The 22,158-nt window shown below is 67.5% G+C and carries 32 protein-coding genes and 1 pseudogene; 4 read left to right on the top strand and 29 right to left on the bottom strand.

Annotated features, from left to right (window positions below; all coding sequences use genetic code 11):
• Positions 1 to 9: 9 nt before the first annotated feature.
• The 28 genes from VQ02_RS34805 to VQ02_RS19745 form a co-directional block, all read right to left on the bottom strand.
• Positions 10 to 492: a hypothetical protein gene (locus VQ02_RS34805; protein ID WP_053080456.1), complete on the bottom strand. Its 483-nt coding sequence runs from the start codon at positions 490 to 492 to the stop codon at positions 10 to 12.
• Positions 493 to 494: 2 nt separating this feature from the next.
• A complete protein-coding gene (locus tag VQ02_RS19860) occupies positions 495 to 1,595 on the bottom strand; it encodes a major capsid family protein (protein WP_053080455.1) in 1,101 nt (366 codons plus the stop codon).
• Positions 1,596 to 1,621: 26 nt separating this feature from the next.
• On the bottom strand, positions 1,622 to 2,134 hold the full coding sequence (locus tag VQ02_RS19855) for a structural cement protein Gp24 (RefSeq protein WP_048445941.1): 513 nt from the start codon (positions 2,132 to 2,134) through the stop codon (positions 1,622 to 1,624).
• Positions 2,135 to 2,161: 27 nt separating this feature from the next.
• Positions 2,162 to 3,562: a DUF2213 domain-containing protein gene (locus VQ02_RS35855; RefSeq protein ID WP_167350773.1), complete on the bottom strand. Its 1,401-nt coding sequence runs from the start codon at positions 3,560 to 3,562 to the stop codon at positions 2,162 to 2,164.
• 21 nt (positions 3,563 to 3,583) lie between these two features.
• Entirely contained in the window at positions 3,584 to 4,309 is a 726-nt protein-coding gene (locus VQ02_RS38760) for a hypothetical protein (RefSeq protein ID WP_209437037.1), read from the bottom strand.
• An 87-nt stretch (positions 4,310 to 4,396) separates the two neighbouring features.
• Positions 4,397 to 5,206 carry a phage head morphogenesis protein gene (locus tag VQ02_RS19845; protein ID WP_245239794.1) on the bottom strand — a complete coding sequence of 270 codons (810 nt, stop codon included), beginning with the start codon at positions 5,204 to 5,206 and terminating at the stop codon, positions 4,397 to 4,399.
• 79 nt (positions 5,207 to 5,285) lie between these two features.
• A complete protein-coding gene (locus VQ02_RS39335) occupies positions 5,286 to 5,582 on the bottom strand; it encodes a hypothetical protein (protein ID WP_245239793.1) in 297 nt (98 codons plus the stop codon).
• 206 nt (positions 5,583 to 5,788) lie between these two features.
• Entirely contained in the window at positions 5,789 to 6,064 is a 276-nt protein-coding gene (locus tag VQ02_RS39330) for a hypothetical protein (RefSeq protein ID WP_048445938.1), read from the bottom strand.
• A 138-nt stretch (positions 6,065 to 6,202) separates the two neighbouring features.
• Positions 6,203 to 6,703: a hypothetical protein gene (locus tag VQ02_RS19830; protein WP_048445937.1), complete on the bottom strand. Its 501-nt coding sequence runs from the start codon at positions 6,701 to 6,703 to the stop codon at positions 6,203 to 6,205.
• Between the two features lie 6 nt (positions 6,704 to 6,709).
• Positions 6,710 to 8,275 (bottom strand): DUF1073 domain-containing protein, encoded by a 1,566-nt coding sequence (locus tag VQ02_RS19825; RefSeq protein WP_048445936.1) that lies wholly within the window; start codon positions 8,273 to 8,275, stop codon positions 6,710 to 6,712.
• Positions 8,272 to 9,513, bottom strand: a complete 1,242-nt coding sequence (locus tag VQ02_RS19820; protein WP_063838498.1) for a terminase large subunit domain-containing protein — start codon at positions 9,511 to 9,513, stop codon at positions 8,272 to 8,274. The genes VQ02_RS19825 and VQ02_RS19820 overlap by 4 nt, the downstream gene beginning before the upstream one ends.
• Positions 9,510 to 9,773, bottom strand: a complete 264-nt coding sequence (locus VQ02_RS19815) for a hypothetical protein (protein ID WP_048445935.1) — start codon at positions 9,771 to 9,773, stop codon at positions 9,510 to 9,512. The genes VQ02_RS19820 and VQ02_RS19815 overlap by 4 nt, the downstream gene beginning before the upstream one ends.
• A gap of 205 nt (positions 9,774 to 9,978) precedes the next feature.
• Positions 9,979 to 10,728 carry a KOW domain-containing RNA-binding protein gene (locus VQ02_RS19810; protein ID WP_048445934.1) on the bottom strand — a complete coding sequence of 250 codons (750 nt, stop codon included), beginning with the start codon at positions 10,726 to 10,728 and terminating at the stop codon, positions 9,979 to 9,981.
• A gap of 159 nt (positions 10,729 to 10,887) precedes the next feature.
• Positions 10,888 to 11,307, bottom strand: a complete 420-nt coding sequence (locus VQ02_RS19805) for a Ros/MucR family transcriptional regulator (RefSeq protein ID WP_048445933.1) — start codon at positions 11,305 to 11,307, stop codon at positions 10,888 to 10,890.
• Positions 11,308 to 11,585: 278 nt separating this feature from the next.
• On the bottom strand, positions 11,586 to 13,007 hold the full coding sequence (locus tag VQ02_RS19800) for a primase-helicase family protein (RefSeq protein ID WP_157080722.1): 1,422 nt from the start codon (positions 13,005 to 13,007) through the stop codon (positions 11,586 to 11,588).
• Positions 13,004 to 13,582, bottom strand: a complete 579-nt coding sequence (locus VQ02_RS19795) for a hypothetical protein (RefSeq protein ID WP_048445932.1) — start codon at positions 13,580 to 13,582, stop codon at positions 13,004 to 13,006. Before VQ02_RS19795 ends, VQ02_RS19800 begins: the two co-directional genes overlap by 4 nt.
• Positions 13,579 to 14,673, bottom strand: coding sequence for an ATP-dependent DNA helicase (locus VQ02_RS19790; RefSeq protein WP_048445931.1), 1,095 nt, complete (start codon positions 14,671 to 14,673; stop codon positions 13,579 to 13,581). The genes VQ02_RS19795 and VQ02_RS19790 overlap by 4 nt, the downstream gene beginning before the upstream one ends.
• Positions 14,670 to 14,927: a hypothetical protein gene (locus VQ02_RS19785; protein WP_048445930.1), complete on the bottom strand. Its 258-nt coding sequence runs from the start codon at positions 14,925 to 14,927 to the stop codon at positions 14,670 to 14,672. The genes VQ02_RS19790 and VQ02_RS19785 overlap by 4 nt, the downstream gene beginning before the upstream one ends.
• 5 nt (positions 14,928 to 14,932) lie before the next feature.
• The gene (locus VQ02_RS19780; RefSeq protein ID WP_048445929.1) at positions 14,933 to 15,610 is read right to left on the bottom strand and encodes a hypothetical protein; all 678 of its coding nucleotides are present in this window, start codon (positions 15,608 to 15,610) and stop codon (positions 14,933 to 14,935) included.
• Positions 15,601 to 16,029 (bottom strand): hypothetical protein, encoded by a 429-nt coding sequence (locus VQ02_RS19775; RefSeq protein WP_048445928.1) that lies wholly within the window; start codon positions 16,027 to 16,029, stop codon positions 15,601 to 15,603. The genes VQ02_RS19780 and VQ02_RS19775 overlap by 10 nt, the downstream gene beginning before the upstream one ends.
• Before the next feature lie 3 nt (positions 16,030 to 16,032).
• Positions 16,033 to 16,413 (bottom strand): VRR-NUC domain-containing protein, encoded by a 381-nt coding sequence (locus VQ02_RS19770; protein ID WP_053080453.1) that lies wholly within the window; start codon positions 16,411 to 16,413, stop codon positions 16,033 to 16,035.
• Between the two features lie 56 nt (positions 16,414 to 16,469).
• The gene (locus VQ02_RS19765; protein WP_048445927.1) at positions 16,470 to 17,423 is read right to left on the bottom strand and encodes a DUF2303 family protein; all 954 of its coding nucleotides are present in this window, start codon (positions 17,421 to 17,423) and stop codon (positions 16,470 to 16,472) included.
• A 41-nt stretch (positions 17,424 to 17,464) separates the two neighbouring features.
• Complete coding sequence (locus VQ02_RS19760) at positions 17,465 to 17,815, bottom strand: hypothetical protein (RefSeq protein WP_048445926.1); 351 nt, start codon at positions 17,813 to 17,815, stop codon at positions 17,465 to 17,467.
• A gap of 249 nt (positions 17,816 to 18,064) precedes the next feature.
• Entirely contained in the window at positions 18,065 to 18,475 is a 411-nt protein-coding gene (locus tag VQ02_RS19755; protein ID WP_048445960.1) for a hypothetical protein, read from the bottom strand.
• Positions 18,476 to 18,736: 261 nt separating this feature from the next.
• Entirely contained in the window at positions 18,737 to 18,901 is a 165-nt protein-coding gene (locus VQ02_RS37330) for a hypothetical protein (RefSeq protein WP_157080721.1), read from the bottom strand.
• A gap of 10 nt (positions 18,902 to 18,911) precedes the next feature.
• Positions 18,912 to 19,331 carry a hypothetical protein gene (locus VQ02_RS19750; protein ID WP_048445925.1) on the bottom strand — a complete coding sequence of 140 codons (420 nt, stop codon included), beginning with the start codon at positions 19,329 to 19,331 and terminating at the stop codon, positions 18,912 to 18,914.
• Positions 19,328 to 19,465, bottom strand: coding sequence for a hypothetical protein (locus VQ02_RS37325; RefSeq protein ID WP_157080720.1), 138 nt, complete (start codon positions 19,463 to 19,465; stop codon positions 19,328 to 19,330). The genes VQ02_RS19750 and VQ02_RS37325 overlap by 4 nt, the downstream gene beginning before the upstream one ends.
• Position 19,466: 1 nt before the next feature.
• Positions 19,467 to 19,793, bottom strand: a complete 327-nt coding sequence (locus tag VQ02_RS19745; protein WP_048445924.1) for a hypothetical protein — start codon at positions 19,791 to 19,793, stop codon at positions 19,467 to 19,469.
• A 113-nt stretch (positions 19,794 to 19,906) separates the two neighbouring features.
• Between VQ02_RS19745 and VQ02_RS19740 the strand changes: the two genes are divergently transcribed.
• On the top strand, positions 19,907 to 20,167 hold the full coding sequence (locus tag VQ02_RS19740; protein ID WP_048445923.1) for a hypothetical protein: 261 nt from the start codon (positions 19,907 to 19,909) through the stop codon (positions 20,165 to 20,167).
• A gap of 141 nt (positions 20,168 to 20,308) precedes the next feature.
• Here the strand turns inward: VQ02_RS19740 and VQ02_RS37320 are convergent, their stop codons facing one another.
• Entirely contained in the window at positions 20,309 to 20,548 is a 240-nt protein-coding gene (locus VQ02_RS37320; protein WP_157080719.1) for a hypothetical protein, read from the bottom strand.
• A gap of 88 nt (positions 20,549 to 20,636) precedes the next feature.
• On the opposite strand from VQ02_RS37320, the gene VQ02_RS34800 reads away from it, so the two are divergent.
• The 3 genes and pseudogenes from VQ02_RS34800 to VQ02_RS19725 form a co-directional block, all read left to right on the top strand.
• A complete protein-coding gene (locus VQ02_RS34800) occupies positions 20,637 to 21,308 on the top strand; it encodes a LexA family transcriptional regulator (protein ID WP_053080452.1) in 672 nt (223 codons plus the stop codon).
• 78 nt (positions 21,309 to 21,386) lie between these two features.
• Entirely contained in the window at positions 21,387 to 21,686 is a 300-nt protein-coding gene (locus tag VQ02_RS19730) for a hypothetical protein (protein ID WP_048445922.1), read from the top strand.
• Positions 21,686 to 22,158 (top strand): annotated as a pseudogene (locus tag VQ02_RS19725) (hypothetical protein); the annotation flags it as partial. The gene VQ02_RS19730 and the pseudogene VQ02_RS19725, both read left to right, overlap by 1 nt.

The raw sequence follows: 22,158 nt of genomic DNA, 5'->3' as shown, positions 1-22,158 counted from the left end.
GGCGCCCTCCTACCGGGCCTTCTCGAGACGTTGGATGCCCCGGACGCGGGCGCCCGGGTTGTCGGGATCGATGCCCTCAAGGCCGGTGCGGGCGCTCTCATGCTCGCGAGCGAACGCCTCGACGTCGCGCTGTTGGGGCGAGGCGTAGACGAGGCCGTTGCGCACCATGTCGCTGTCGCGGTTGGCGGCGAGCCAGTTATCCCAGAGGGCCTTGGGCACGTCGGGGGTCAGCCGGAACCCGCGGACCAGGATCGGCGGCGGCAGACCGGCGCGGGCGCCGGTGCCGAGGATCGTGACCTGCTGGCCGGTGGGCCGGTGCACGGTCACCTCTCGGGCGCCGCCGCCCATCACGAGCTCGGTCTCCGGGGTCGCTGCGAACTCGCGCATGATGAAGCCGCACGGGAGCTTGCAGCCCACGGTGACGACGTCGCGAGCCGCGGTCGCGGTGTTGCCCGTGGCCGCCTGCGCTCGCCGAAGACGCGCCGCGCCCATGGTCAGATCCCCACCATGGAGGCGACGGCGTAGGGGATGCGGATCACCGCGCCCCAGGCGCCGCCGGACCACTTCTTCTTGTAGCTGGACATCTCGGTGACGAGGTTGTGAGACCGCATCTTCTCCGAGAACGCCATGTAGCCGGTGGGCTGGCCGTCGATGGTCTTGGCGATCAGCTGCATCATGTTGCCGGCGACGACGCCCTGCGGGTTTGCGGCCGATTGCTTGCCGTACTGCACCGCGGTGACGACCTCGAGACGCGGGAACTCGGCCTTGAGCGCGTCCCGGACCTTGAGGTTGAACTGGTTGATGAAGCCAAGCGCCACGGCGGAGCTTGGCGACATGGCCAGTACCATCTCGTCTTCGGCGCTGATCAGGCCGCCGGTCTGGGCGACCAGCTGCGTGAACAGGGCGAGGGCGTCGTTGTAGACCTCGTTCGCGGTCGCGTTCGGCGCGCCGCCGGTGGTCTGCCAGCCGGTGCCGCCGGCCGCCTTGGTGGCCGGGGTGAGCGAGGCTGGCAGGGCCGGGTCGTTCAGCAGACCGTAGTTCTGCAGGCCCGCGACGCCGAAGAAGTAGATGCTGTTCTCGAACCGCCCCATGACGTTGGCGGCGGCCTCGTCCTTCTCGGCGACGAGGTTGATGCCGGCGAGCCCCGCCCGGCCCAGCTCACGCTCCCCGTACTCGGAGATCGTCTGGTAGAGGTAGTTCTGGCGCTGCGGCCAGTTCATGTTGACACCGACCATGCCGTTGTTGGCGTAGTCGCCGTAGCTCGACACCTCGCCGGTGTGCTCGACCACCGGAAACATCACGGTGTCCTGCAGCCAGTCGCCCTTCTTCTGCTCGCCGAAGATCTCGGCGGCCTTGGTCGGGGTGAAGCGGACCCGGATCACCTGCGGGTCGATCGTGGTGGTGAGCATCGCCGGGATGGCGCTGGTCGCCGCGGTCTGGAGGGCCGGCAGGGCGTCCATCGCGATCGTGTAGTCGCGGCGGATCTCGGCCGTGGCATAGCCCTGGACGTGATCAAGGTGGATGCCGAGGTCCGCAAGGGCCTCTCGGTCCGCCTCGAACTGGGTGCGTGCCTCAATGGGCGTCATCGCGTTCATCTGTGTGTCTCCGCTGCCGATCCGCATCAGCCGTTCGGCGTGGCGGAGATCTTCACGAGCTCGCCCGCTGCCCCGACGGACATGGCAAACCACTTGGTCTCGGTGGAGCCGGCCACCGTGGCACCGGCCGCGCCGAAGCTGACCGAGCCGTCCGTGTTGCTGGCAAACACCTTGTTGCCGTAGGCCGCCGCGCCCGCGCCGGCGTTGCGCACCCAGAACCCGCCCGACTTGAACAGCGTGGCGGGCATGCCCGGAAGCATCGCCATCCCGGACTCGGCCAGGAAGGGCGTGATCAGGCCCTGCTGCTCACGGTGCAGGAACCCGGTCGGGGCGCCGGTGCCCGAGTTGGTGATGGTCGCCGGGGCGCCGTCGGCGTCGTTGGGCGAGGTCGCCCAGCAGAACCGGCCGATGATCGCGCCGGCCGGCCCGACGACGAGGCCGCCCGGGCCAGCGTTGACGGTCGAGCGCGGATTGGCGTCGCAGAAGTCGCCCTCGACGGCGGGCGCCGGCGCGTAGCTGACAGTCTTGGGGAAGGACATCGTCTCGTCTCCTGTGTCGGTGGCCGATCAGGCGGCGCGGCCGATGCGGGCGGTGCCGAAGCGCTCGGCGAAGGACTGGGCGCCGGCGGCATCCATGGCGGGGCGGGGCTTGGTCTTCGGTCCATCGCCGGGCTTCGGGCACGCTTCGATGATGTCGCGCAGCGAGTCGCGGTGCTTGCCCGCGTGGGCCTTGCCGAGCACGGTCAGGGCCTGGCGCTCGACGGCTTCGGCGCTGTCGAAGGCCATCGGGAGCTCGCCGACCCACGGGCGGACGAAGCGGCGGGCCTCGTCGATTGCGGCCAGACGGGCGGTGGTCTCGGTGCGCACCTTCTCGGTCGCCTCGGCGATCGCCGCGTCCATGGCCGGCTTGGACACGGTACCTTTCAGCGCGGCGGCGACCGCGGTGCGGATCGCGGCGTCCATCGCCTTCTTGGCGTCGTCCTTGTCGCCGTCCTTCTCGTCGATCACCGGCGCGCCACCCATGGCGCAGATGCGGTCGATCTCCTCGTCGGAGAGGCCCTTGGCCTTCAGCATGGCGCGCAGATCGGCGTCGCCCTCGTCTTTGGCCTCCGGGTCGTCGATCGGGTCGGCGGACGCGACCGGCTCCTCCAGCGCCTCGACGATCGGCGCCAGGGCCTCGATGACCTCGGCGACCGCGTTGAGATCGGCATCCTGGGCCAGCTTTCCCCGCAGAGCCTTCATGGCGCCGAGGATGACAGCCGGCATCATCGCCCTGAAATTCTTCGGCGTGAGGCCGGCGACCACCGGGCCAAGATCAACGCTGCCATCCATGGCGAGCTTGGATCCGTAACGAGCCATAAGCGCGCTCTGCACCAGAGCGGCCACCGGCGACAGATTGCGCGTGGGCATGACAAAACCTTTATGTGAGTCGCCAACAACGACATCAGGGCCGGCTCGGCCCCTCTTTACGAAGGCAACATGGTTGCAATCAATTTGCGTCATGCGGCCATCATATCGCTCGCCCTGAAAATTACCGGGCGTCATATCAGGCACATAGCGATATGCGCTTGATAGTTCTTTTTGCGACCCGTCTTCTACAGTCGCAATCGCCCTTCCGTCCCAACACGTCAGATCGGTATACAGAAAGGGGAATTCGAACTCTGGATTTGAGACGGTACCAACCGTGATCTTATGATCATGATCGTCTGCCGAGACGGGCCGATGCGTGTAGAGCAGGGGCTTGTTGTTAAAGCTTGCCGCCGCCTTTGCAAGTTCTTCTGGATCTCGCAGAAGCTTATAGCGGCGGGTTGGATCAAGGCCAAGATCAGCGCAGCCAGGGATCTCACTCCCGAGATACTCGCAAACGTTGGCCTTGCTAACCGGGGTCCGCCTTACGTGCAGGTGCCCGTCCGCGTCGTAGACGCGTGAAGTTCCCCGATCAAAAGCTAGCGCGTCTTGCCGGGCCACGTGACATATCCTTGATGCACCTCAACCGGGATCGTCGACTCTATTGCCCTTAGACAAATTCTCGACTGCCGTGAGGATTTGAAGATTGTTCTCAACGTGAAGACCGCACATCGTCTTCCCGCGTAGCGGGTAGATATGATCGACGTGGTGCGGTACGCCGGTCTCCGCTGTCAGGCGGGCGGCCTCCGCGTATATCGCTTCTATCTTCTTCAGATCCGCCCAGACTGGCGTAGCCTGCATCTTTCGCGCTTGTCGGGAGCGGGTATGCGCAAGGTACTTGGCCCGGTTGGCTGATGCGTATTCTTTATTGCGGACAGCGATGCGGTCGGCATTTGCCTTCCGCCATTCAAGCTGCACCGCCCTATGGCGCTCAATGTTTTCAGATCGCCATTTCTTTTGGTATTCAGCAAACCCTTCCTTGTTGGCATCGTACCAAGCGCGCGATGTTACTCTCAGATTTTCTTTATTGCGTTCACGATAGCGCCTTGCGAGCTTGCGACGGTTTTCGGCCTTTTGCTCATCGGTCAGTCGAGGTCGCTTAGGCCCTGATCGCGCTGCGCTGTAGGCCGCGTAGCACGCTTTGCACCGGGGTTGCCGCCCGTCAGATCTACTGCGATCTGCACTGAAATCTGTGAAGGGCTTTGTCGACCCACAGACAAAGCAGCGTTTTAGCCCCGCTTCGCGGTTTGCGGCCAACTGCACCCTGCTGACACCCTGCCCTTGATAGGGTACATCCCGTGTAGCCATTCGAGCGCTCCAACGCTTGATTGGTCAGAGGCTGCGTTGGTGCTCCAACACCTTCGCGGCCTCGCTCATTATAGATCGAACAAGCTCCTAAGCAAAGCCGGGGATCACGGCTCGACCAATACAGCGGCACCCGATCTCTTCGCCAGGCAGGACGTTCTGTCCCTTGTCACCGATCGGCAGGCCGACGCGGAGATCGTAGCGCTGGCCGTTGGCCTTGACGTGCTTCGGGCGGGGGTGCTTGCCGCCGCCCGAGTGTCGCCAGACGGCCTCGGTCAGACCCATCTCAACTTGACGGGCACGGGTGAGCGCCGCGGTGACCTTGTTGTTCTGGTCCCGGGCGATCAGCGCCGCCCGCTTCTTCGTCACCCCCAGCTGCTGCTGAAGGTCGTCCGCCAGCTGCCCCAGGTCACGCCCGGTCTGCACCGACCGCATCACCATGCCCTCAACCTGGGCGAGGTGCTGCTGCGGGATGGACCGGATCAGGCTGACGTTCTCGTGCACCGCGGCGTTGAGCACGTCGCGCTGCGCCCTTGTCATCTTGAACTCGACGGTGAACCCGCCCTTCTTCAGCGCCGCCTTCAGGTTCGCGTCGCTGCGCTCACCGACCGACTTCGCGAAGTGGGCCGCCAGGTCGTCGGCGAGGTCGTTGAAATTTGCCTGCCAGCGCCGGGCGAGACGCCGGATGGCCCGGCGCATCGTCTCGGCCGGAAGCTCATCCTCGGCGATCTCCGGGCTGTTGCCGCGGTAGGCCGCGCTCAGCCAGTAGGTCAGCGAGCGGCCCATCTCGTCGATCAGGGCCGTCAGCCTCCGGCGGTACTCCGCCTCGAGGCCCGCGTTCGGGTGCACCGGCCGCAGGATCGTCTCGGCGCGGCGCGGTCGGGTCCGGTACAGGCTCACCGAATAGCTCGTTCCAGGGCAGATCGATCATGGGCGCCTCGCTGTGACGAGGCAGGATGCCGGTTGAGGGGGCGCGGCGCTACTGGCAGACGGCCTCAATCAGAACCGTGATGCCCGCGCCCGCCTTCGCGTTCGGGACGAGCGTCAGGCTGGCGAGTCCGAGCAGATTGACCGTCGCGTTGTTCGGCTTGGTCACGCTGCCGGTGATCGTACTGGCTGTCCGGGTCACGACGTTCGGCCAGAGCGTCGCGGCTGCGGTCTGGTCGGCGGAGACGGCCTGCACCTGGACGCTGATAGGCGCCGCCGTGCAGCCGGCGGCGGCGATTGATTGGCTGAAGTTCCCGTTCGTGTCGGTGGTGGTTGAGCCGACCCACACCTTGGCTCCGGAGATGAGTCCGGCGGTGCCGTAGACCGGGGCGGAGGTGCCGGCGGGGCCGGGCGAGCCTTGCGGCCCCGCGGGCCCGGTGGCACCCTGTGGGCCTTGCGAGCCTGTCTCGCCCTTTGGACCCTGCGAACCCGCCGGACCCTGTGCGCCTGTCGGCCCGGGCGATCCGGCGGGACCAGTGTCCCCCTTCGCCCCTGCTACTCCCTGCGCGCCAGCAGCGCCCGGTGCTCCTGCTGGTCCCGTATCACCACGTGAGCCGGCTGGCCCGGTAGCGCCAGCGGGACCGGCCTCACCCCTGGGCCCGGCCGCTCCTGTCGGACCAGCCATCCCAGCAGGCCCGGTCGCGCCGGCTGCGCCCGGCGGCCCCGGGGGCCCTTGAACACCAGGCGCTCCATCTCGGCCTGCCGGGCCAGCTGCTCCCGGATCTCCAGGCGGGCCTGCTGGTCCGGCGGGCCCCATTGCACCTTGCGCACCCGCTTCCCCCTTCGACCCAGGCTGTCCCTGCGCCCCGGCCGGGCCGGGTGGCCCCATGCCAGGGCTGCCGATACCCCGGGCAACGAGCGGCGCCGGCGCGAGCGCCAGGAGCAGGGCGGCAGTGAGCGCGGCGCGCATCACGACCCGTTCCCGTACAGCAACTCGGGCGCGCAGGGCGACGAGGGCGGGGACACCGCCATGATCGACACGAAGCTCGGGTTGCTCGTGCCCACCACCTCGCTCGTCCGGGCCAAGTACCGAATGCCAGTCGTCGCCGTGACCGTTTCCGACATGCTGCCGACGCGCCGGATGCGGATGTCGACGTCGCAGGGGTTCACGAACCGGTAGGTGGTGGCGGTCGCCGGCTTCGTGACCGCGAACTGCTTCGGAGTGGTCGTGACCCCATCGAAGATGATCGGATCCGGTACGGCGCGCACGAACGGCGCCGTCATCACGTTGAGCGGCGCGCCCATGCCGCCGCACGGCACGACCTGCCGCGCCACCCCGGTCGGGCACCCGAGCACGAAGCCCGGCATCTGCTCGCCGTTGGGCCCGACCCAATTCTGGTACTGCTGCGCCCCGACGGCGGTCGCGGCCAGCGCGAACGCTCCGAGCCCGTATCCGTAGATGCGCCGCATGGGCAGCTACTCCGCGGCCACCCGCTGCGCCCGGGCGGCGTCGAACAGGCGGCGGACGGTCGGCGATGTGCCGTCGTCGCCCTCGCCGAGGTCGTCTTCGTCGTTCTCCTCGGTCTCGGGCACGTCGTCCGGGTCGAGGCCGTGGTAGGGACTGTCGGCGTCGTCGGCGAGGCGCTTGCGGGACTCGGTCGGGGCGATCACGCCGCTGTCGATCCGAAGCTGATCCGTCTCGGCTTCCAGCTTCGCCACCTCGGCCCGCTCCTTGTCCGAGAGCGACCACAGGGGCTCGAACTCGAACCCGATCTCGGGATCCACCACGCCGTCGAGGTTGAGCTGCACCAGCCCGAGGATAGTGGTCAGGTTCGGCCGGAACAGCGCCTCCTGGTAGGCATGGATCCAGTCGTAGAAGACGCGGATCTCGCCCTCCGACGAGGCGTTCAGGCCGGCCGGCTGGATGCCGAGAAGCTTGATGAGCGGGATGCCGCTCACCGAGGCCATGTGCTCCTGCGATTGGGCCTGCAGAACGTCCAGCGTGCTCAACTGCGCACTGACGTTCTTCATGTCCTCCGTCTCTTTGTCGACCACCCAGACGCCGCGGTTGTCGCGGGTCAGGTTGAACAGCTCGACCCGGTTGAAGAAGTCCTCGCCGACGGCGCCCTGCGCGTTGCCCATCCGAGTCGCCAGCACCATCACCGAGAAGGCGCTGACGAGGTCCGAAACCGACTGCCGGGTGCGCAGCCAGTTGTCGACGTAGGGCCGGGCCATCTGCGTCAGCGACAGGCCGCCGAAGCTGTAGGCCGGCTTCAGCAGATCCGGTACCTCGCGGCCGATGAACGTGAGCAGCCGGCTGACGTGGATGTTGCGGCCCTGCACGAACCAGGCGGTCGGCCGATACCAGTTCGGGGCGAGCGGGTCACTGGCGTTATAGCCGGTCGGCACGACCCACAGCGGCTCGATGGTGCGAAAGCCCTGCAAGGAGCCCTTCTGGACCTTGGTGCGGCTGGCCCCGTCCGATCCGGTGCCGATCGGCGTGGCGAGTTCGTCACGGGTGACCTCGCCGAGATCGACGTAGCAGTGACCCCGCCCGAAGAAGCCGTCCTGCTCTGCGCATTTCCGCATAAGGTCCATGACCCGGAAGCGCTTGAACTCGGCCTCGATCGCCTTGACCCGCTTGGCCTTGTCCGGGCCGCTGGCGGTGATCCTGATGCCCTTCCGCGTCGCCTCCGTCGCGATCACCTCGGTGATCCGCCGGTACTCCGGCCGCTGCGCCAGAAGCGAGAGCGGGCCGAACCCGAGGAAGTGCTGGCAGTCCGAGCCGGCGAAATCGCTCGAGACCTGTGCGGCCCACGACCCGACATCGGTCAGGGCGTCGTCCATCGCCAGCCCGCCGTCGGGCATGAATCCGGCCGGGTGCTCGGCCGGCTTGAACGGGTTGACGGGCTGCGCGGCCTTCTTGGCCTTGGCCCGCGCCAGGATCTCGTGACCGACCTTCAGCATGGCCTCGGTCACCGAGACCTGCGGCGCGGCCTGGCGCCGGGCCTTGGCGCGCTGGCGGCGGGTGGAACGCCTCATACCCGGATCCCGAAGCGAAGGGGCGGCCGCTGGCGTGCGGCGGCCAGGGCGGCAGAGGTGATCTTGAGGGGATGGCGGGCGTGCGCCTTGTGGCTCACCGCCAGAGCCAGCGCACACACGCAATCGTCGTGGAAGCCCTCAGGCGCGGTGTAGCGCACGCCGGTGCGAGTGTACTCGTATTCGAAGTTCTCAAGCTCGCTGCGGATAGGACCGGCCGGGATCACGATCTCCTGCTTCTGGATCGCGACCGCCAGCCCCTCCATAACGCGCTGCTTCGACTCCGACGTGAACTTGAAGCCCTCGAAATTCGAGCCCGAGCGCTTTTGCAGCAGTTCCAGGATCGGGTCGCCGACGCCGGTGGAGTCGACCAGGGCAGGCACGGAGCCGGTCACCTCGCCGATGCGCTCCATGGTGGCGTCCCACGGCTTCTGGAACCGCTCGAACCGGCAGACCCGCCCGTCGATGTCGAGCGCGATGCCCACAGTCCAGTCGACGGACTTGGCGAGATCCCAGCCCCATGCGACCGGGGCGCTGCCGGATAGAGCGCCGACGCAGTCACCGATCGCCTTGAGACCGAACGGATTGCCGCCATCGTCGGACGGTTCGGCCAGATAGAGCTCGCGGAACACCGCCTCGGGCAGATCCGCCCGGGCCTGATCGATCTCGGCCTGCGAGAGGATGCCGGCCTGGATCGCGTCGTAGGCGGTAATCCTCTTATAGGACATGTCCGGCGCACCGGCCTCGGCCTTGCGCGCCAAGGCAAACGCCCAATTCTTGCGGCCCTTCACGTTGCCGATGATGCGCGCCGGCCCTCGCGTCGCGGTGAGCGTCGAGCGGACAGCGTACCAGCTCTCCTCCCGCAGGCGGCTCGCCTCGTCGAGGACGGCGCCGTAGACGTCGTCGCCGTAGAGGTTGTCTGCCTTCTCGCCCGACTTGAACCACATCCGGCGCGCGCCGGGCAGTTCGATCCAGCGCTCCGAATCGTGCGTCCGGATCATCTCGCGCGGCAGTCCTTCTTTCATCCGGCGGTAGGCGATCTCGGCCTGGGTGTAGACCGGCGCCACCCACCAGTAATTCCGCCCCTCGCCGCCGAACATGCACTGCTCGGCGAGCCAGATCAGGCACGGAGCGGTCTTCCCGCACTTGGTCGAACCCTCGACGACGCCATAGCGCTGAGAGCCGAATAAAGCCTCGCGCTGATAGTCGGCGAGCCAAGGGCGCTCGTACTCAAACTTCACGACTGCTTGGGCCGATCAAGCTTGAAGGTGAAGGCTACGGCGATCGGGTTATCGGCGTCGCCAGTGACTTGCAGGGGAATAACCTTGCCAAGCAGGGCGCAGAACGTCTTCGGATCTTCCTCAGCGATCTTCGCGAGATAGTCGACCCCGCCGGCTTTCTCGAACGCCTTCAGGATGGCAGACTTGACATCGGCCGTCGTCTTGTTGGGAACGCCCTTCACGCGACCGCCGCGGCGCTCGCCGGGCTTGGCACCGCGCATTGCTACTTCTCGCTACTTTAGTAAATCGACATAGGTAAACCGGCAGCCTCGCCAGGTGCTACACCTGCGTGGGCCGGGTCCAAGCTGCCGGCAGCCGCCGGGCGGGCCCCAACCGGGGCGCGTCTTTCGCGAAGGGAAGGCCCCTTACGCTGGAGCTGGATTGCCTGAGGCGCAACGTATAGCGCAGAACGGATCCTTGCAAGTATCACGCCGCTTCGAGATGGCGTTCCTCACACGGAACCTGTGTAACGCGCCCGAAGATGCTGACGCCGACGGTGTAGAGGTCGGTCTTCCGATCATGCGCTTCCACGACACCCGGGAACGACGCGAACGGCCCGCTGATGACCCGCACACGGTCGCCCGCCCCGTAGAGCAGAGCCAGCGCCTCATCACCGGTGACGACGTGTGAGGTCTCGGTCAGCGGATCCCACCGCTTGTAGTCGCAGACGTGGTCAGCGAACTCCTGCATCGGCCCCGGGGCGATGAACGGTACCGCCCGATCACCCCAGATGTCGGCATCGAGCAACGCCTGACGGAACTGCTCGCGGTGGACCCATCCGAGGCCGCCACCGTTGGCGCCGAAGACCTGCCACACATGCCGGCATTCCTCGATCAGCCGCATGTCGGACCAGCTGCGCAGGCCAACGAACAGCACCCGACGCATCACCGGCACCATGGCGACGCGCGGTGGCCCACCCTCGCGTTGCTCGCGCACCTTCTCCCGAGCCTCGAACACCGGCAGACCAGCGGCTGTCAGAGCACGGGCACAGCGCGAGCCGCTGAGCGGGTAAGCCTCGACGGCGAGCCATTCCCGGCCTGAGGGCAGGATCACCCGCTCGCGGGCCCGCAGCCGCCGCTTGATGGCCTTCTCACGATCGTGGCGCGCGGCCGTCTGGGCGTGCTTCACGGATTGCTGCCGGCGGGCCTTGCGGCGGTTGCGCTGATTCTTCGTCACGGTACGCCTCCACGCTGCAGGATGAGGCCGGCGCCGAAGCGCCAGCCCAAATTTCCACGAGGTTGCCCGCTGGCGGGCATTCCGGGCCGTGATGCGGCATCGTAGGTCACAGACCGCAAACGCCCGCCCACGGCCGAGCTAGGCCGGTTCTTGGCCCTGTCAGGCCGCGGCGGGCACCGCCCGAAGCTTCCGGCTCGACCCCAGCCCCGAGGCCTTGGCGAGCTCGCTCCGCTGCGCCGCGTAGTTCGCCGCGACCATCGGGTAGTCGGCCGGCAGCGACCACTTGCGGCGATATTCGTCAGGCGTCAGGCCGCGCCCCGCTAGGTGCCGCTTCAGGGTCCGGTACGGCTTGCCGTCCTCGAGGCTGATCAGGTGGTCCGGAGTGACCGTCTTCCGGATCGGCATGATGGGCTCGAGCTTCACCGGCTCGGACTCCACGGCACCGAGGCCCGACAGGGCGGTGTGCACCGAGGCGATCAGCCCGGGCAGGTCGGCCGCGGGCAACGAGTTGTTGGCGACGTAGGCCTGGACGAGGTCGCCGGTCAGGGCGACGAGGTCGAGGGGGGTAGTGTCGGGCATCGGTGTGCTCCTGGTTCGATAGTGGTCCAAGTGGTCCAATCTATATTTTTTTGATTGGACCAGATAAGTCATTGATATTAAATAGAGGTCCAGGCGGTCCAAACGGTCCAAACGGTTTTCCGGATTTTTGCAGGCAGCATGCATGCGGCCGATCCGTTGCGCGCACGCGCGCGGGGGCGTTTTTTGCTTGGACCGCTTGGACCGCTTGGACCACCCTTTGTTTTCAATGACTTATCTGGTCCAAGCCGTTGAGCCCGGTCCAAGATCGCCTGGACCAATCAGGGCGGCTTATCTTCGTCAGGCCACTCGACGGCTTGGCCAACCTGGTCCTGGAAGGCCTCGCGACAATGCGCCAAGGATGGCATGACATACAGCCATGGTCTTTTGCTTCCCCCATCTTCCTCGTCTCTCCACCGCGGCGCGACAGCGCGGGGCCGTCGCTTTGCCAGGCCGGGAACGAGCTTGTGCAGCCGGGTGCCGAAAGCGTTGGGGTCGCTCTTGCGCTTCACGCCGATGCGATCGGCTGCCGCGATGTAGCTGCGATAGAGGGCCGTGCATCCGACCTCGGTCAGCCATTCGCCATCATCTTCAAGCAGCGATCCGGATGCGAGCCGGTCGAGCCACCACGCGTCGACCGGATCGAGCGAGTGGATCTTTTGCTCGAGAAGCGCGCCGGTCTTGGGGATGTGTCGCAGGTCCACCTTCGAGAGGTCGAACGAGAGCAGATCCGACAGCAGGGCCTCTCGGCCACCGTTGTCGAGCTCGGCATCCATCTCTGCGAAGTAGGTGCTGTTCTGCATGCAGCGGTCGCCGACATCGAGGACGCAGAATCGCCGCTCCTCCTTGCCGGCCGGGATCACCCAATCCTCGTTCGAGGTCAGGATCAGCCGCACGAAATTCTTCATCGGAATCGGGTCGACGCCCTTCGCCTCGATCATCTGCACGCTGCTGGTGACGAGGCTCTTCAGGCGACCCTCGGCGTTCTTGTCCCCGGCCCAGACCGCCTCGTCCGCTTGCAGCAAGAGCAGAGACGTCATGTGCGCGTTGAACTGCCCAACGAGATAGCGGGGGCTGTCTACAAGGAGGTAATGAACCGAGAGCAGGGATCCGAATACCTCGCCGACCTTGGTCTTGCCCGAGCCCATCTTGCCCCGGAACACGAGCGAAACGCCGATGCGCTCGCGTGGGCGCTGAAACATGTGGGCGAAAAATGCGAACACCCAGTCGTAGAGCTTCTGATTACCGCCGCAGACATTGGTGAGGAGGTGATCGCGAAACACGCCGTAGCCATGCGGCTTCGCCACCGGCCTGTGCGCGAATCCCTGCCACGTGTTGTAGTAGCCCGCCGTGCCGGCAACGCCGTCCGGGTTCGGATGAAACTCAATACCGCGATACTGCCGCCGATCGGGATTTCGGTGCCACGCGTTGGCCCAGGTCACCATCTTCACGTCGCCGTCGGCCGTCCGTACCTCCGTGAACTTGTTCGAGAACCAATCCTGAAATGCGCTCATCGAGAGGATACGAACACGTTGATCGGCGGGTGCATCCGGCAGTTGATGCATTACGAGCGACTTTGATCCAATTAAAATGAGAGCGTATTCTTCGTTCATGGTCACGATGTCGAACCCGAGATGTCGCGGTTCTCCATCAGCCGACTTGACCTTGCCTGTCGGAAGTACACGGACGACACTCTTATTCATGCCGCATCCTCCGTCGTGTCGTCCGCCAGGACGGTCGGGAGTCGGACCTCGCTCAGCATGGCGAGCAACGCGCGGCCGTGCCCGACGGAGGCGGTGTGCAGCGGCCCGGCCTGGAGCAGCAGCGGGCGCGCTGCGGCCTCGTTGACGATCACGACGCCCTGTCGCCGCTCCCTGAACCATCCGATCGGGTCCAGGTGCACCCGTAGCGCCTCGCGCAGCCGCGCCGCGTACAGGTCGTCCTCGCCGAGCATCGCGCAGCGCCCGAGCCAGGTCGCCAGCCTGTCGGATTTCGGGTGCCACGCCGCGATGTCTGCGACGAACCCGCGGTCGTTCCGGATCACGACCGTGTAGGCCGTGACGACGCCTTCGCGATCGCGACGCAGATGGCGCTCGAACTCGAACCGGCCGTTGCGCAGGAACACGACGCGGTCGAGCCGCAGGGGATGCGCAAACCCGTCCCACGTCATGAACATGTCCATGGACGCGATCCCGCGGCTCGCGAACCACTCGACGTGCTCCTGGGTCGGGAACTGCCCGCGGCGCTGCTCTTCGAGGATTTCGTAGCCGCGCATCATGACCGCACCACCACGACCTGCTCGGCCGCCCTGGTCACCCCGGTGTAGAGCCAGCGCGCTTGGTGCTCGCGGAACGCGTCGCCCTCGTCGAACAGCACGACGCGGTCCCACTGCGATCCCTGGCTCTTGTGGACGGTGAGCGCGTAGCCGTAGGTGAATTCGTCGAGGCCGCGGCGCTCGCGCGGGGTCAGGCTGTCCTCGCGGCCGTGAAAGAACTCGGTCCGGACCTCGACCGGCAGCGGGTCCGAGTCCGGCTTGTCCTCGGACGTCACCGCCATCTCGACCGTTACGCCGTCATCGGCCCCGGTCTCGGCCACGTCCCAAAGCCCACCGTTCAGTAGGCCCTTGTCCTTGTTGTTGCGCAGGCAGACCAGGCGGTCGCCGACCTCCGGACCAGCGGGGTTGCGCTCGAGCAGCGTGCGCACCTTCGCGTTCACGCCGCGCCGGGTCTGGTTGCGCCCGACCAGGATCTGGTCGGCGTCGAGCACCACCTTCCGCCCGAGCGCACCGCGGGGAATGACCCGGCTCTCGCCGTAGCTGCCGAGGTCGAGACGGCCACCCTCGCGCACCTGCATCGACATGCGGATGATCGGGTTGTCCGCGGCCTGGCGGTGGACCTCGGTCAGCATGAAGTCCGGGTCACGGCCGGTGAAGTAGCCGGCGCCGTCGACGGGTGGGAGCTGCGCGGGATCGCCCAGCACCAGCACCTTGCGGCCGAAGCTCATCAGGTCGTGGCCGAGCTCCGGTCCCACCATCGAACACTCGTCGACCACGACGAGGGCCGCTTCAGCCACCGGGCTGTCCTCGTTGAGGACGAAGGTCACCCCGCCGTCGCGCTTGGGCTTCGGCCGATAGATCAGGCTGTGGATCGTCGAGGCGCCGAGGCACCCCTTCTTCTGCATCACCAGCGCGGCTTTGCCGGTGAACGCGGCGAACAGCACGTCGCCTTTCACCCCCTCGGCGAGATGACGCGCGAGCGTGGTCTTGCCGGTCCCGGCGAACCCGCCGAGGTAATACGGCGCCTTGCTCTTGCTCTTGAGCCAGGCGCCGACGGCCTTCAGCGCGTCGTCCTGCTGCGGCGACCACGTCATGCGGCCACCTCGTCGCGCTTCGCTTTCCGATAGGCCGACAGGATCTTCTCCTGCTGCCGCGCTGGCAGCGCCTCGAGGATCGCAAGGGCCCGCTCGCGCCGGGCGCGGTTGAACGGGTCGCCGAGGGCCACCGCAGCCTCGCGCGCCCCGGGGACGGCCTTGATCGCAGCCGTCAGCCGGACGGCGTCCCCGCCCATCGTGAAAATGCCGGCGGTGCCCGGGTTGAAGATGATGAGGTCGCGGAAGGTGCGCATGGTGCTCACTCCGCGGCCGAGAGGAGCGGGGCCGGCGCGCGAGCGCCGAAGCGCACGGCGTCGCTGGTGTGGGTGAGGGCCTGCCGGCAGCCGGGCGGGATCCAGAACGGCGCGAGCGGATGCCGATCACGCACCCACACGAACCACGCGTAGCTGGTCGCAGTGCTGGCCTTCGGGTCCCACCGCCCCTTGGTCATCGGGACGCGCTCGACGAACGGGGCGAAGAGGGTCGGCGGCCGGTCGCGGAACAGGGTCTCGTAGCGCTCGACGCCCTCAATCCAGGCGGTGCGCAGCAGGAGGGCGACCACGGGCGCCAGGGTCATCGCCTTCGTCGCGAAGGCGGCAGCCGGCCGGAACGGTGGGTTGGTCGCGATCATGTCGACAGGCGTGCTGGTGGCCGTGCCGACGTCGAGGAAGTCGGCCACCGGGTAGCCTCGACCGTAGTCGAATATGTCGCTCGCCTGGACGAACGCGATCTCCTCTCGCAGCACCTCGACCATGTGGCCCTCGCCGCAAGCCGGATCCCAGACTGAGGCGACATGGAAACCGCTGAGGCACGCCGGCAGCACGTGGCGCATAAGCGCCCGGGTCGCCCAGGGCGGGGTGGGAAAGAACTCAAGGCTGTCCGGCGGCTCGCGCCGGCTTGCCATGACGGCCGTGTGGCCCGCGGCTCTCACCGGCATCCGAGAAGATCCTTGATGATGTGGAAGGTCCGCGGCGGGTCGCCCACGACGCCGTCGTTGAACGGCTCGAGCCCGTGCCGCTCGCGCAGCGCGACGATCCGGCGGCTGGCGAGGCGCAGCAGGCTGAACCGGCTGTCCATGTCCATGAGCCCGATCCAGCCCAAGGCCTCGCGGAAGCGCTCGACGAGCTTCGGCCCGTCCTGCAGTTCCATCCGGCGCATGAACCGGTCCAGCTCGCGCACCTGCGTGCCGAACGGCCCGTCGAGGAGCGCCTGGATCTGCGCCCGCTTGTAGGCGCGGTAGAGCTTCGACAGCTGCTCGTCCTCGCGCAGCTTCCGCTCGCCGCTCGACAGCGGCAGGGCGGCTTGGTGCGGGACGGCTCGGCGGCGTGCGGCGGCGTGGGTCTGCGGCGCGGCCATGCGTCAGAACTCCGTCATCGGCTCGGGCGTGGGGGCGCGGCGGGGGCCGAACCCGGCCTCCCGCATCGCCGCTACCGCCTCGGCGACGCCGCGCACCACCGCAACCGGGAAGCCGCGCTCGCGCAGGTCCGGGATCAGGCGGCGCTGCACCGGGCTCAAGCTGCCGCCCGGCGCCTTCACCTCAAGCAGAAGCGTTCGCCCTTCGCGGCCGTAAGCGATCAGGTCCGGGTGCCCCGGCTCGACACCCTCTTCCAGCAGCGAGACCGCCTCGAGCTTGCCGCGGCGACCACCGTTCGGGACGGCCGCCACCACCGCATCGAACTCGCCGCGGAGGCGATTGACGATCTTGACCTGGATGTCGTGCTCGGGACGGCGGCGGGTCATGCGGAGCTTCCGGCCTGGGGAAGAGGCGGGCGGTGCAACAACCGCCCGCGATGGGTTCAGCGCCCCTCGGGCGCACCCTCGAAGGACGGCAGCCCTGTCTCGTCGGCCGCCCGCATCAGATCGTGCTGCACCCGCGCGCGCAGCTCGTCCTCCCAGCGGTAGAGCTGGAAGGACCACGTGATCGCGCCGCCCGAGACCCGGTAGCGCAGCCGCGCCGGGATCCGAACCGCCTCGCCGTCCACGAAACTGCGCAGGCTGATCATGAACACGCCCGGCACCGTCACCTTCTCGCCGGCGCCGTTGACGTGCTCCTCGCGGAACACGACCTCGCCCTCTCCGCTCTGCAGCCGGACGGCGTTCTTGACCTGCGCGTTGACATGGATCTCGAGGCTGCGGGCGAGGTCGATCAGCTCGTTAGGCGTCGCGAACTTCGCCTTGAACAGGCGCTCGTAGGTCACGACCTCGGCGTCGTAGGGGGCCGCCAGCTCGGCGGCGTGCTCCTCGAGGAACTGGGCGAACTCGCCCTGGCCCATCTTCGTGCCGTTGGCGGCGATCCAGGCCTGAAACTCGGGCGTCACCGGGAAGGCGTAGGCGATGCGGTGCTCGCCGTGGCGGGGTGCGTTGGTCTCAGAGTGATAGTCGATGATGGCGGTGAGCGCCGGGTTCGGCCAATCGGTCTTCGCGAAGATGACCGAGCCGGCGTCCTTGTGGCGATTCACGAGCGCGATGAAAGCGTCGAGGGTCGTGACGCGGGCAGTGCCGGTGCGGCGGGCCGGACCGAGGCGGTAGCCTTCGATCAGGTCGCGGACCGGCAGAAGCGCCCCCGGCTGCCCACCGGGAGTCGCCGGCTTAAGCAGCGCCGGCACCTGGGCCGGAAGTCCGTCGCCGAGCCCAGACGTCGGCACCATGACGATTTCCGGCTTGGTGCCGGCGATCGCCAGATCGGCGACCTTCTGGATGGCTTCGGCTTCGCCGGAAACGAGGGTGGGGGTTCCTTGGATCGATGCCATGGTGCGCTCTCCTGATGGTGATGTTGAGGGCCGGGACCGGATCAGCCGACGTCGCGGTCGCGCTCGCGGGCATTCACGCCCCGGGGGCCGGCAAACATGTCGGACTGACTCGGATGCTGGACGGAGAACCCGCCCTCGACGGCCCAGAACGGCGTGCCGCTGAACCCCTTGTCCTCGGGCAGCTTCGACCTGACGTTGGGCACCACCTCGATCCGGCCCTCCTGGTAGGCAACCGTCAGGGTGATGGTGATCGTGGCCTTGCCCTTCTGATCGGGCAGGGCTTCCAGGGTCTCGACGGCGTGCGTCAGATGCTCGTCGAGCTTTTCGGAGAACCGGCCGCGGTTGAGCACCGTGACGAGGTCGGTGAACGAGCGTATCGGCTTCAGGGACATGTGTGCTCCTTCGGTTGATCAGGGGGCGTCGGCTGACGCGAGCGCCTCGGCCTCCGCCCGCGCGCCCTGCTGCTCCAAGTGCTCGAGCGCCCAGAGCGGCAGCCGGTAGTCGTGCGCGAACCCGGGCCGCTGACGGCCAGGATCACGCTGTCGGGCTCGGCTATCAGCGAGATCGTCGCCGGCACGGTCGAGGTCTCGACGACGAGGCCGAGCGGAACGGCCTCGACGCGGGTGTCGATGGAATAGGGCTCAGCCACGGCTCACCGCCTCCGCCGTTCCGCGGCCTCGGGCCGGCGCTCGCGGGTCCAGAGCCTGCGCATCCACTCTGGCGGGCGCATCGCTCGCGCGAAGAGCAGCCTCAGCCGCAGCCACCGCAGGGTGATCAGCCCCGGCGACCCGGGCGGTGATCTCGACGTCATGGGCGAGCTTCCTCAACTGGCGCTCCCGCTCGGCGGCGTGCGCGGCCTGGAGGGTCTTCAGGATGTCGGACCACACGCGCTTCGGCGGGCGGTACCGGAGCGCCCACTGGGCGCTGTAGGGGACGCCGTACCGGGTCGCGATCCGGCGCATGGCGTTGGCGGTGTCGCCCGGGCCGCGCGTCTCCCAGGAAAGGAGGTCGGAGGCCATCGAACGAGCGCGCAGCACATCGGCTTCAGGCATTTGCGTCACCCGCAAACACTTTTTGCACATCTGCAAAAAATCCCATGCTTTCCTTAGGGGCAGCAAGGGAGCGGTGCAGATGTGGGAGGTGGACGGAGATACGCAGAACTACACAGGCGCGGTCGGCTGCTTGCAGGCGGAGACGATCGCGCGAGAGGGAAGACCGCCGACGCAGTCCCGGAAGGGTGCGATGAGCGTCGGCGGCCCTCGCCCGCAGCCATCGGGGGCTGGCGGCGGGGAGAGGAATCGGGCGGGCCGCGCTCATGCGGCGGCCCCGAACAGCAGGCGGAACACGAAGAGCCAGATCAGCAGCGCCACGAGAGCGGCACCACCGATAGCGGCAGTCCGCAAGCCGCCGCGGGGCGGCGAGGCCGCGACACCGATGGCTGTCACGAAGAGCACGAAGATGCCGATGGCGAAGGTCATCTTCTCCATCTCAGCGGACCCCGTGTGCAGCGATCACGCGGGCGGCCTCGGCCGGCGGGACCGCAAAGACCTCCTCGATGTCGTCGAGGGTCAGGCCGGCGGCGTGGGCGGCGGCGATGGTGAGCGGGCCGACGAGAAGCGCTCCACCGGTGCGCGCCTCGGCACGCAGGGCGCGGACTCGGGCCGACACGGCAGCTTCACGTGCGACGCGGACCGGGTCGCGGCCGTCGACGCCGAGCGCGGCGAGCAGGCGCCGGTTGCCGCGGTCACTCACCCGGCTCGGATGTCGGCGGCCGATGGGCTCCTTCCGGAACAGCCAGCTGATCGACGATCGCGTGACGCCGAAGCGCTGCGCGACCTGGGCGTAGGTCTCGCCAGCCGCGACGCAGGCACGCGCCGCGTCGTGATCGTAGGAGCAGGGCCGGCTCATCGCGCCACCTCCGACAGCGCCCGCGCCTGCCCGTTGGCCGGGTTCGGCACGCTGGCCCGCTTCGAGAAGCACCCGGCGGAGGCGATGAGCCCGAGCGCAATGGCGCCAAGGACGAGGATGGCGGCGAGGCGCATCTCAGGCCTTCCGCGGGGAGAGGCGGTCGCCGTCGGCGCTCAGGCGCCAGCCGGGCGGAAGGATGAGGCGGCCGTCCGGCGCCGAAGCGGGATCGTAGGCCGGTACCGCCTCCCCCGCTCCGGACGCCGTGACGAATGCCGAGGCTTGCGCGGTGAAGCCTTGGCCCCCTCCAGCCGCGTCTTCAGCCTCGTCGTTCCGGGCTCGCACCGGCAGCCCTTCGTCCTGGGCTCTGGCGAGTGTTCCGGAGGGGGCGTTCATGTCGGCCGCCGCGGTGCGAGACAGGCCGATGTAGGTGCCGCGGTCGGTGGTGGGGTGGGGGCGGGTCATGCCGCGGCTCCCGTCAAGAAAGCGCAGGCGTCCGGTCGACCTGTCATGGACAAGCCGACCGGAGCCGCTACCATCAGAGTTGTCGAGGCGCTGATGGAAGGCGAGAATACACAATGGAAAACGTTATCAGGCTCAAGTCCATGGGGCCGCGAGCTAACGTCCAGCCCTCTTACCCTGGGCGCGAGGTCGAGTTTGAGATCGACACAGGTCAGGGCATCATCATCGCGAAGCTCAAGATTGAGAACGCGATTTCCGATGTCGACGCTGTTCGCGCGGCAAGACACATGTTGCATGTCATTGCCTCCGAAATCGGCCAGGAGACGGCGGGCTGGAAGCTGTCGAACGATCAGTACGAAGCTCTCGACCGAACTTGACGCGGCCGATCTCATCAACGGGGCCGGACTGAACCGGCGCATCCATCTCGCACTGGGGAGCGCATTCACTCGCGCCCCCAGCCCGGGCAGTGGCAATCCGCGCATCGATCCGCCGATCCAGCCAGGAGAGGAGGAGGCGGATCATGGCGCGACCGCCGCCGTATCCACGGCCGGCTTGCGACCATTGCCACTGCCGGACGGCTGATCGGCCGCCCATGACTTGAGGCGTGCGGCGACGTCCACCGTCACCGACTTGCCAGCTTCGAGCCTGCGCACGAGCCCGGCGTTCCGGACTGCGCGCTGGCAAAGGGTGCTCGGCGCGATGCCGATGCGCTCAGCTTCGGCCCGGATCAGGGCCAGGATATCGTGAGAGGTCGTCATGGCGGGGGCAATAATAGGCTTTAGCCTACCGAGGTCAATAGGCGTCCGCTCATTTGCCAGTAGGCGACCCCAGCGCCATCACGAGGCTATGGATAACTGGCGCGAACGGCTGCACGCCGCCTTGGTGGCGAAGGGCCTGAATATGAAATCGGCGTCGCTCAGCGCCGACTTGAATGCGGCTGCCGTTCAGCAGATCGTGAAAGGGAAGGACCCGCAGGCCTCAACCCTTCAGAAGCTGGCGAGCAAGCACGACCTGTCGTTGGACGAGATACTGTTGGGTCGCGCGACATCGAGCGCTCAACCACAGCCTGCGGAGGTCAGACTCGCACGGGTTGCGGGAACCGTTGCCGCCGGCCTATGGTTCTCGGCAGACGCTCCCCCGCAGGTCGAATCAGAGCCAGTGCCTTACGTCCCTTGTCGCTACCCCGATTTGGAACAAACGGCGTACAAAGTGTCCGGCCCGTCGATGAATCGTCGGCGGATCGAGGACGGCGATTTCGTTATTACCGTCCCTTATTGGCAGGCCCGTGTCGGCATCCAGGATGCTGATCTTGTCGTGGTCCAGCGGCAGCGCGACGGAGACTTGGTTGAACTAACGGTCAAAGAGGTTGTGGTTCGGCTAACCGAAATCCACCTCACGCCGCGCTCCACTGATCCGCAATTCCAAGAGCCGATCGTGATCCCGCGCGACCCCAACGCCGACGGCTACGACAGCGTGGAGATCGTCGGGTTGGTCGTAGGACGATACTCGCCACTCTGATAGGCGATAGCCAATTTCAGGATTGACGGTCGGTAGGCGTTAGCCTACGTTCGCGGTGTTCCCGATGGAGCACCGCCGATGCCCGACATCCTCGCAGCCCAAGACGCCGACCTCGCCCGCTACCGCTCGCTCCACGCCGGCCTGAACGGCCCGCTCCCGCACCTCGACCTGCAGGACGCCCGGGCCCAGCGCGACCGCCGCGACCGCATCCCCCACATCGACGCCGCCGCCCGCCGGCGTGAGGCGCGCAACGCGCTGATCCGCGGGCTCGACCGCCTCATCTCGGACGCCGCGGTTGCGACCGCTGCCGTGGGCGGCGTCGTCGGGCTCGGCGCGGCGGTGCGGGTTGTCGCCCTGTACGTCGGGGGTGTGCTGTGATGGCTGCCCTCAACCCCCTCATCGATCCCAGCCGGCTCGATCGCTTCACCGTTCTCGGTAAGGGCTCGCACGACACGCCCGATGACGGCGCCTGCGCCATGGAGATGGCCGCGTATATCGCTGGCGAGCCCTGGTCAGATCATCCCGAGTGCGTCTGCCCGGTCATCGGCGCCTTCATGCGCTCCTGGAACGACGACCTCCCCGACGACGAGCGGACCGTTCTGCTGCTGCCCCTCGTGCCAAGGACGGTCGGCACCCGCGGATCCGACGCGCTCGCCAATCGCCGCGCCACGATGGCCGCCGACTGGATGGTGAGGGTTCATACCCCCGCATGGCTGCGGCTCGCCGGATTGACCGCCCAGGCTGACGCGCTCGCCAATCTGCCGGATATCACGGATTTCGCCGCGACGCCGTCCGTCCGCGGGCCACTGGAAGCGGCGAAGCGCGATGCGGCCGCCGCCAGGGCCGCCGC

It is taken from the genome of Methylobacterium variabile (assembly GCF_001043975.1).
In the GTDB taxonomy this organism is placed as follows: domain Bacteria; phylum Pseudomonadota; class Alphaproteobacteria; order Rhizobiales; family Beijerinckiaceae; genus Methylobacterium; species Methylobacterium variabile.
The sequence above is the reverse complement of the archived record's forward strand: the minus strand, read 5'-3'. Positions and strand labels throughout refer to the sequence as shown.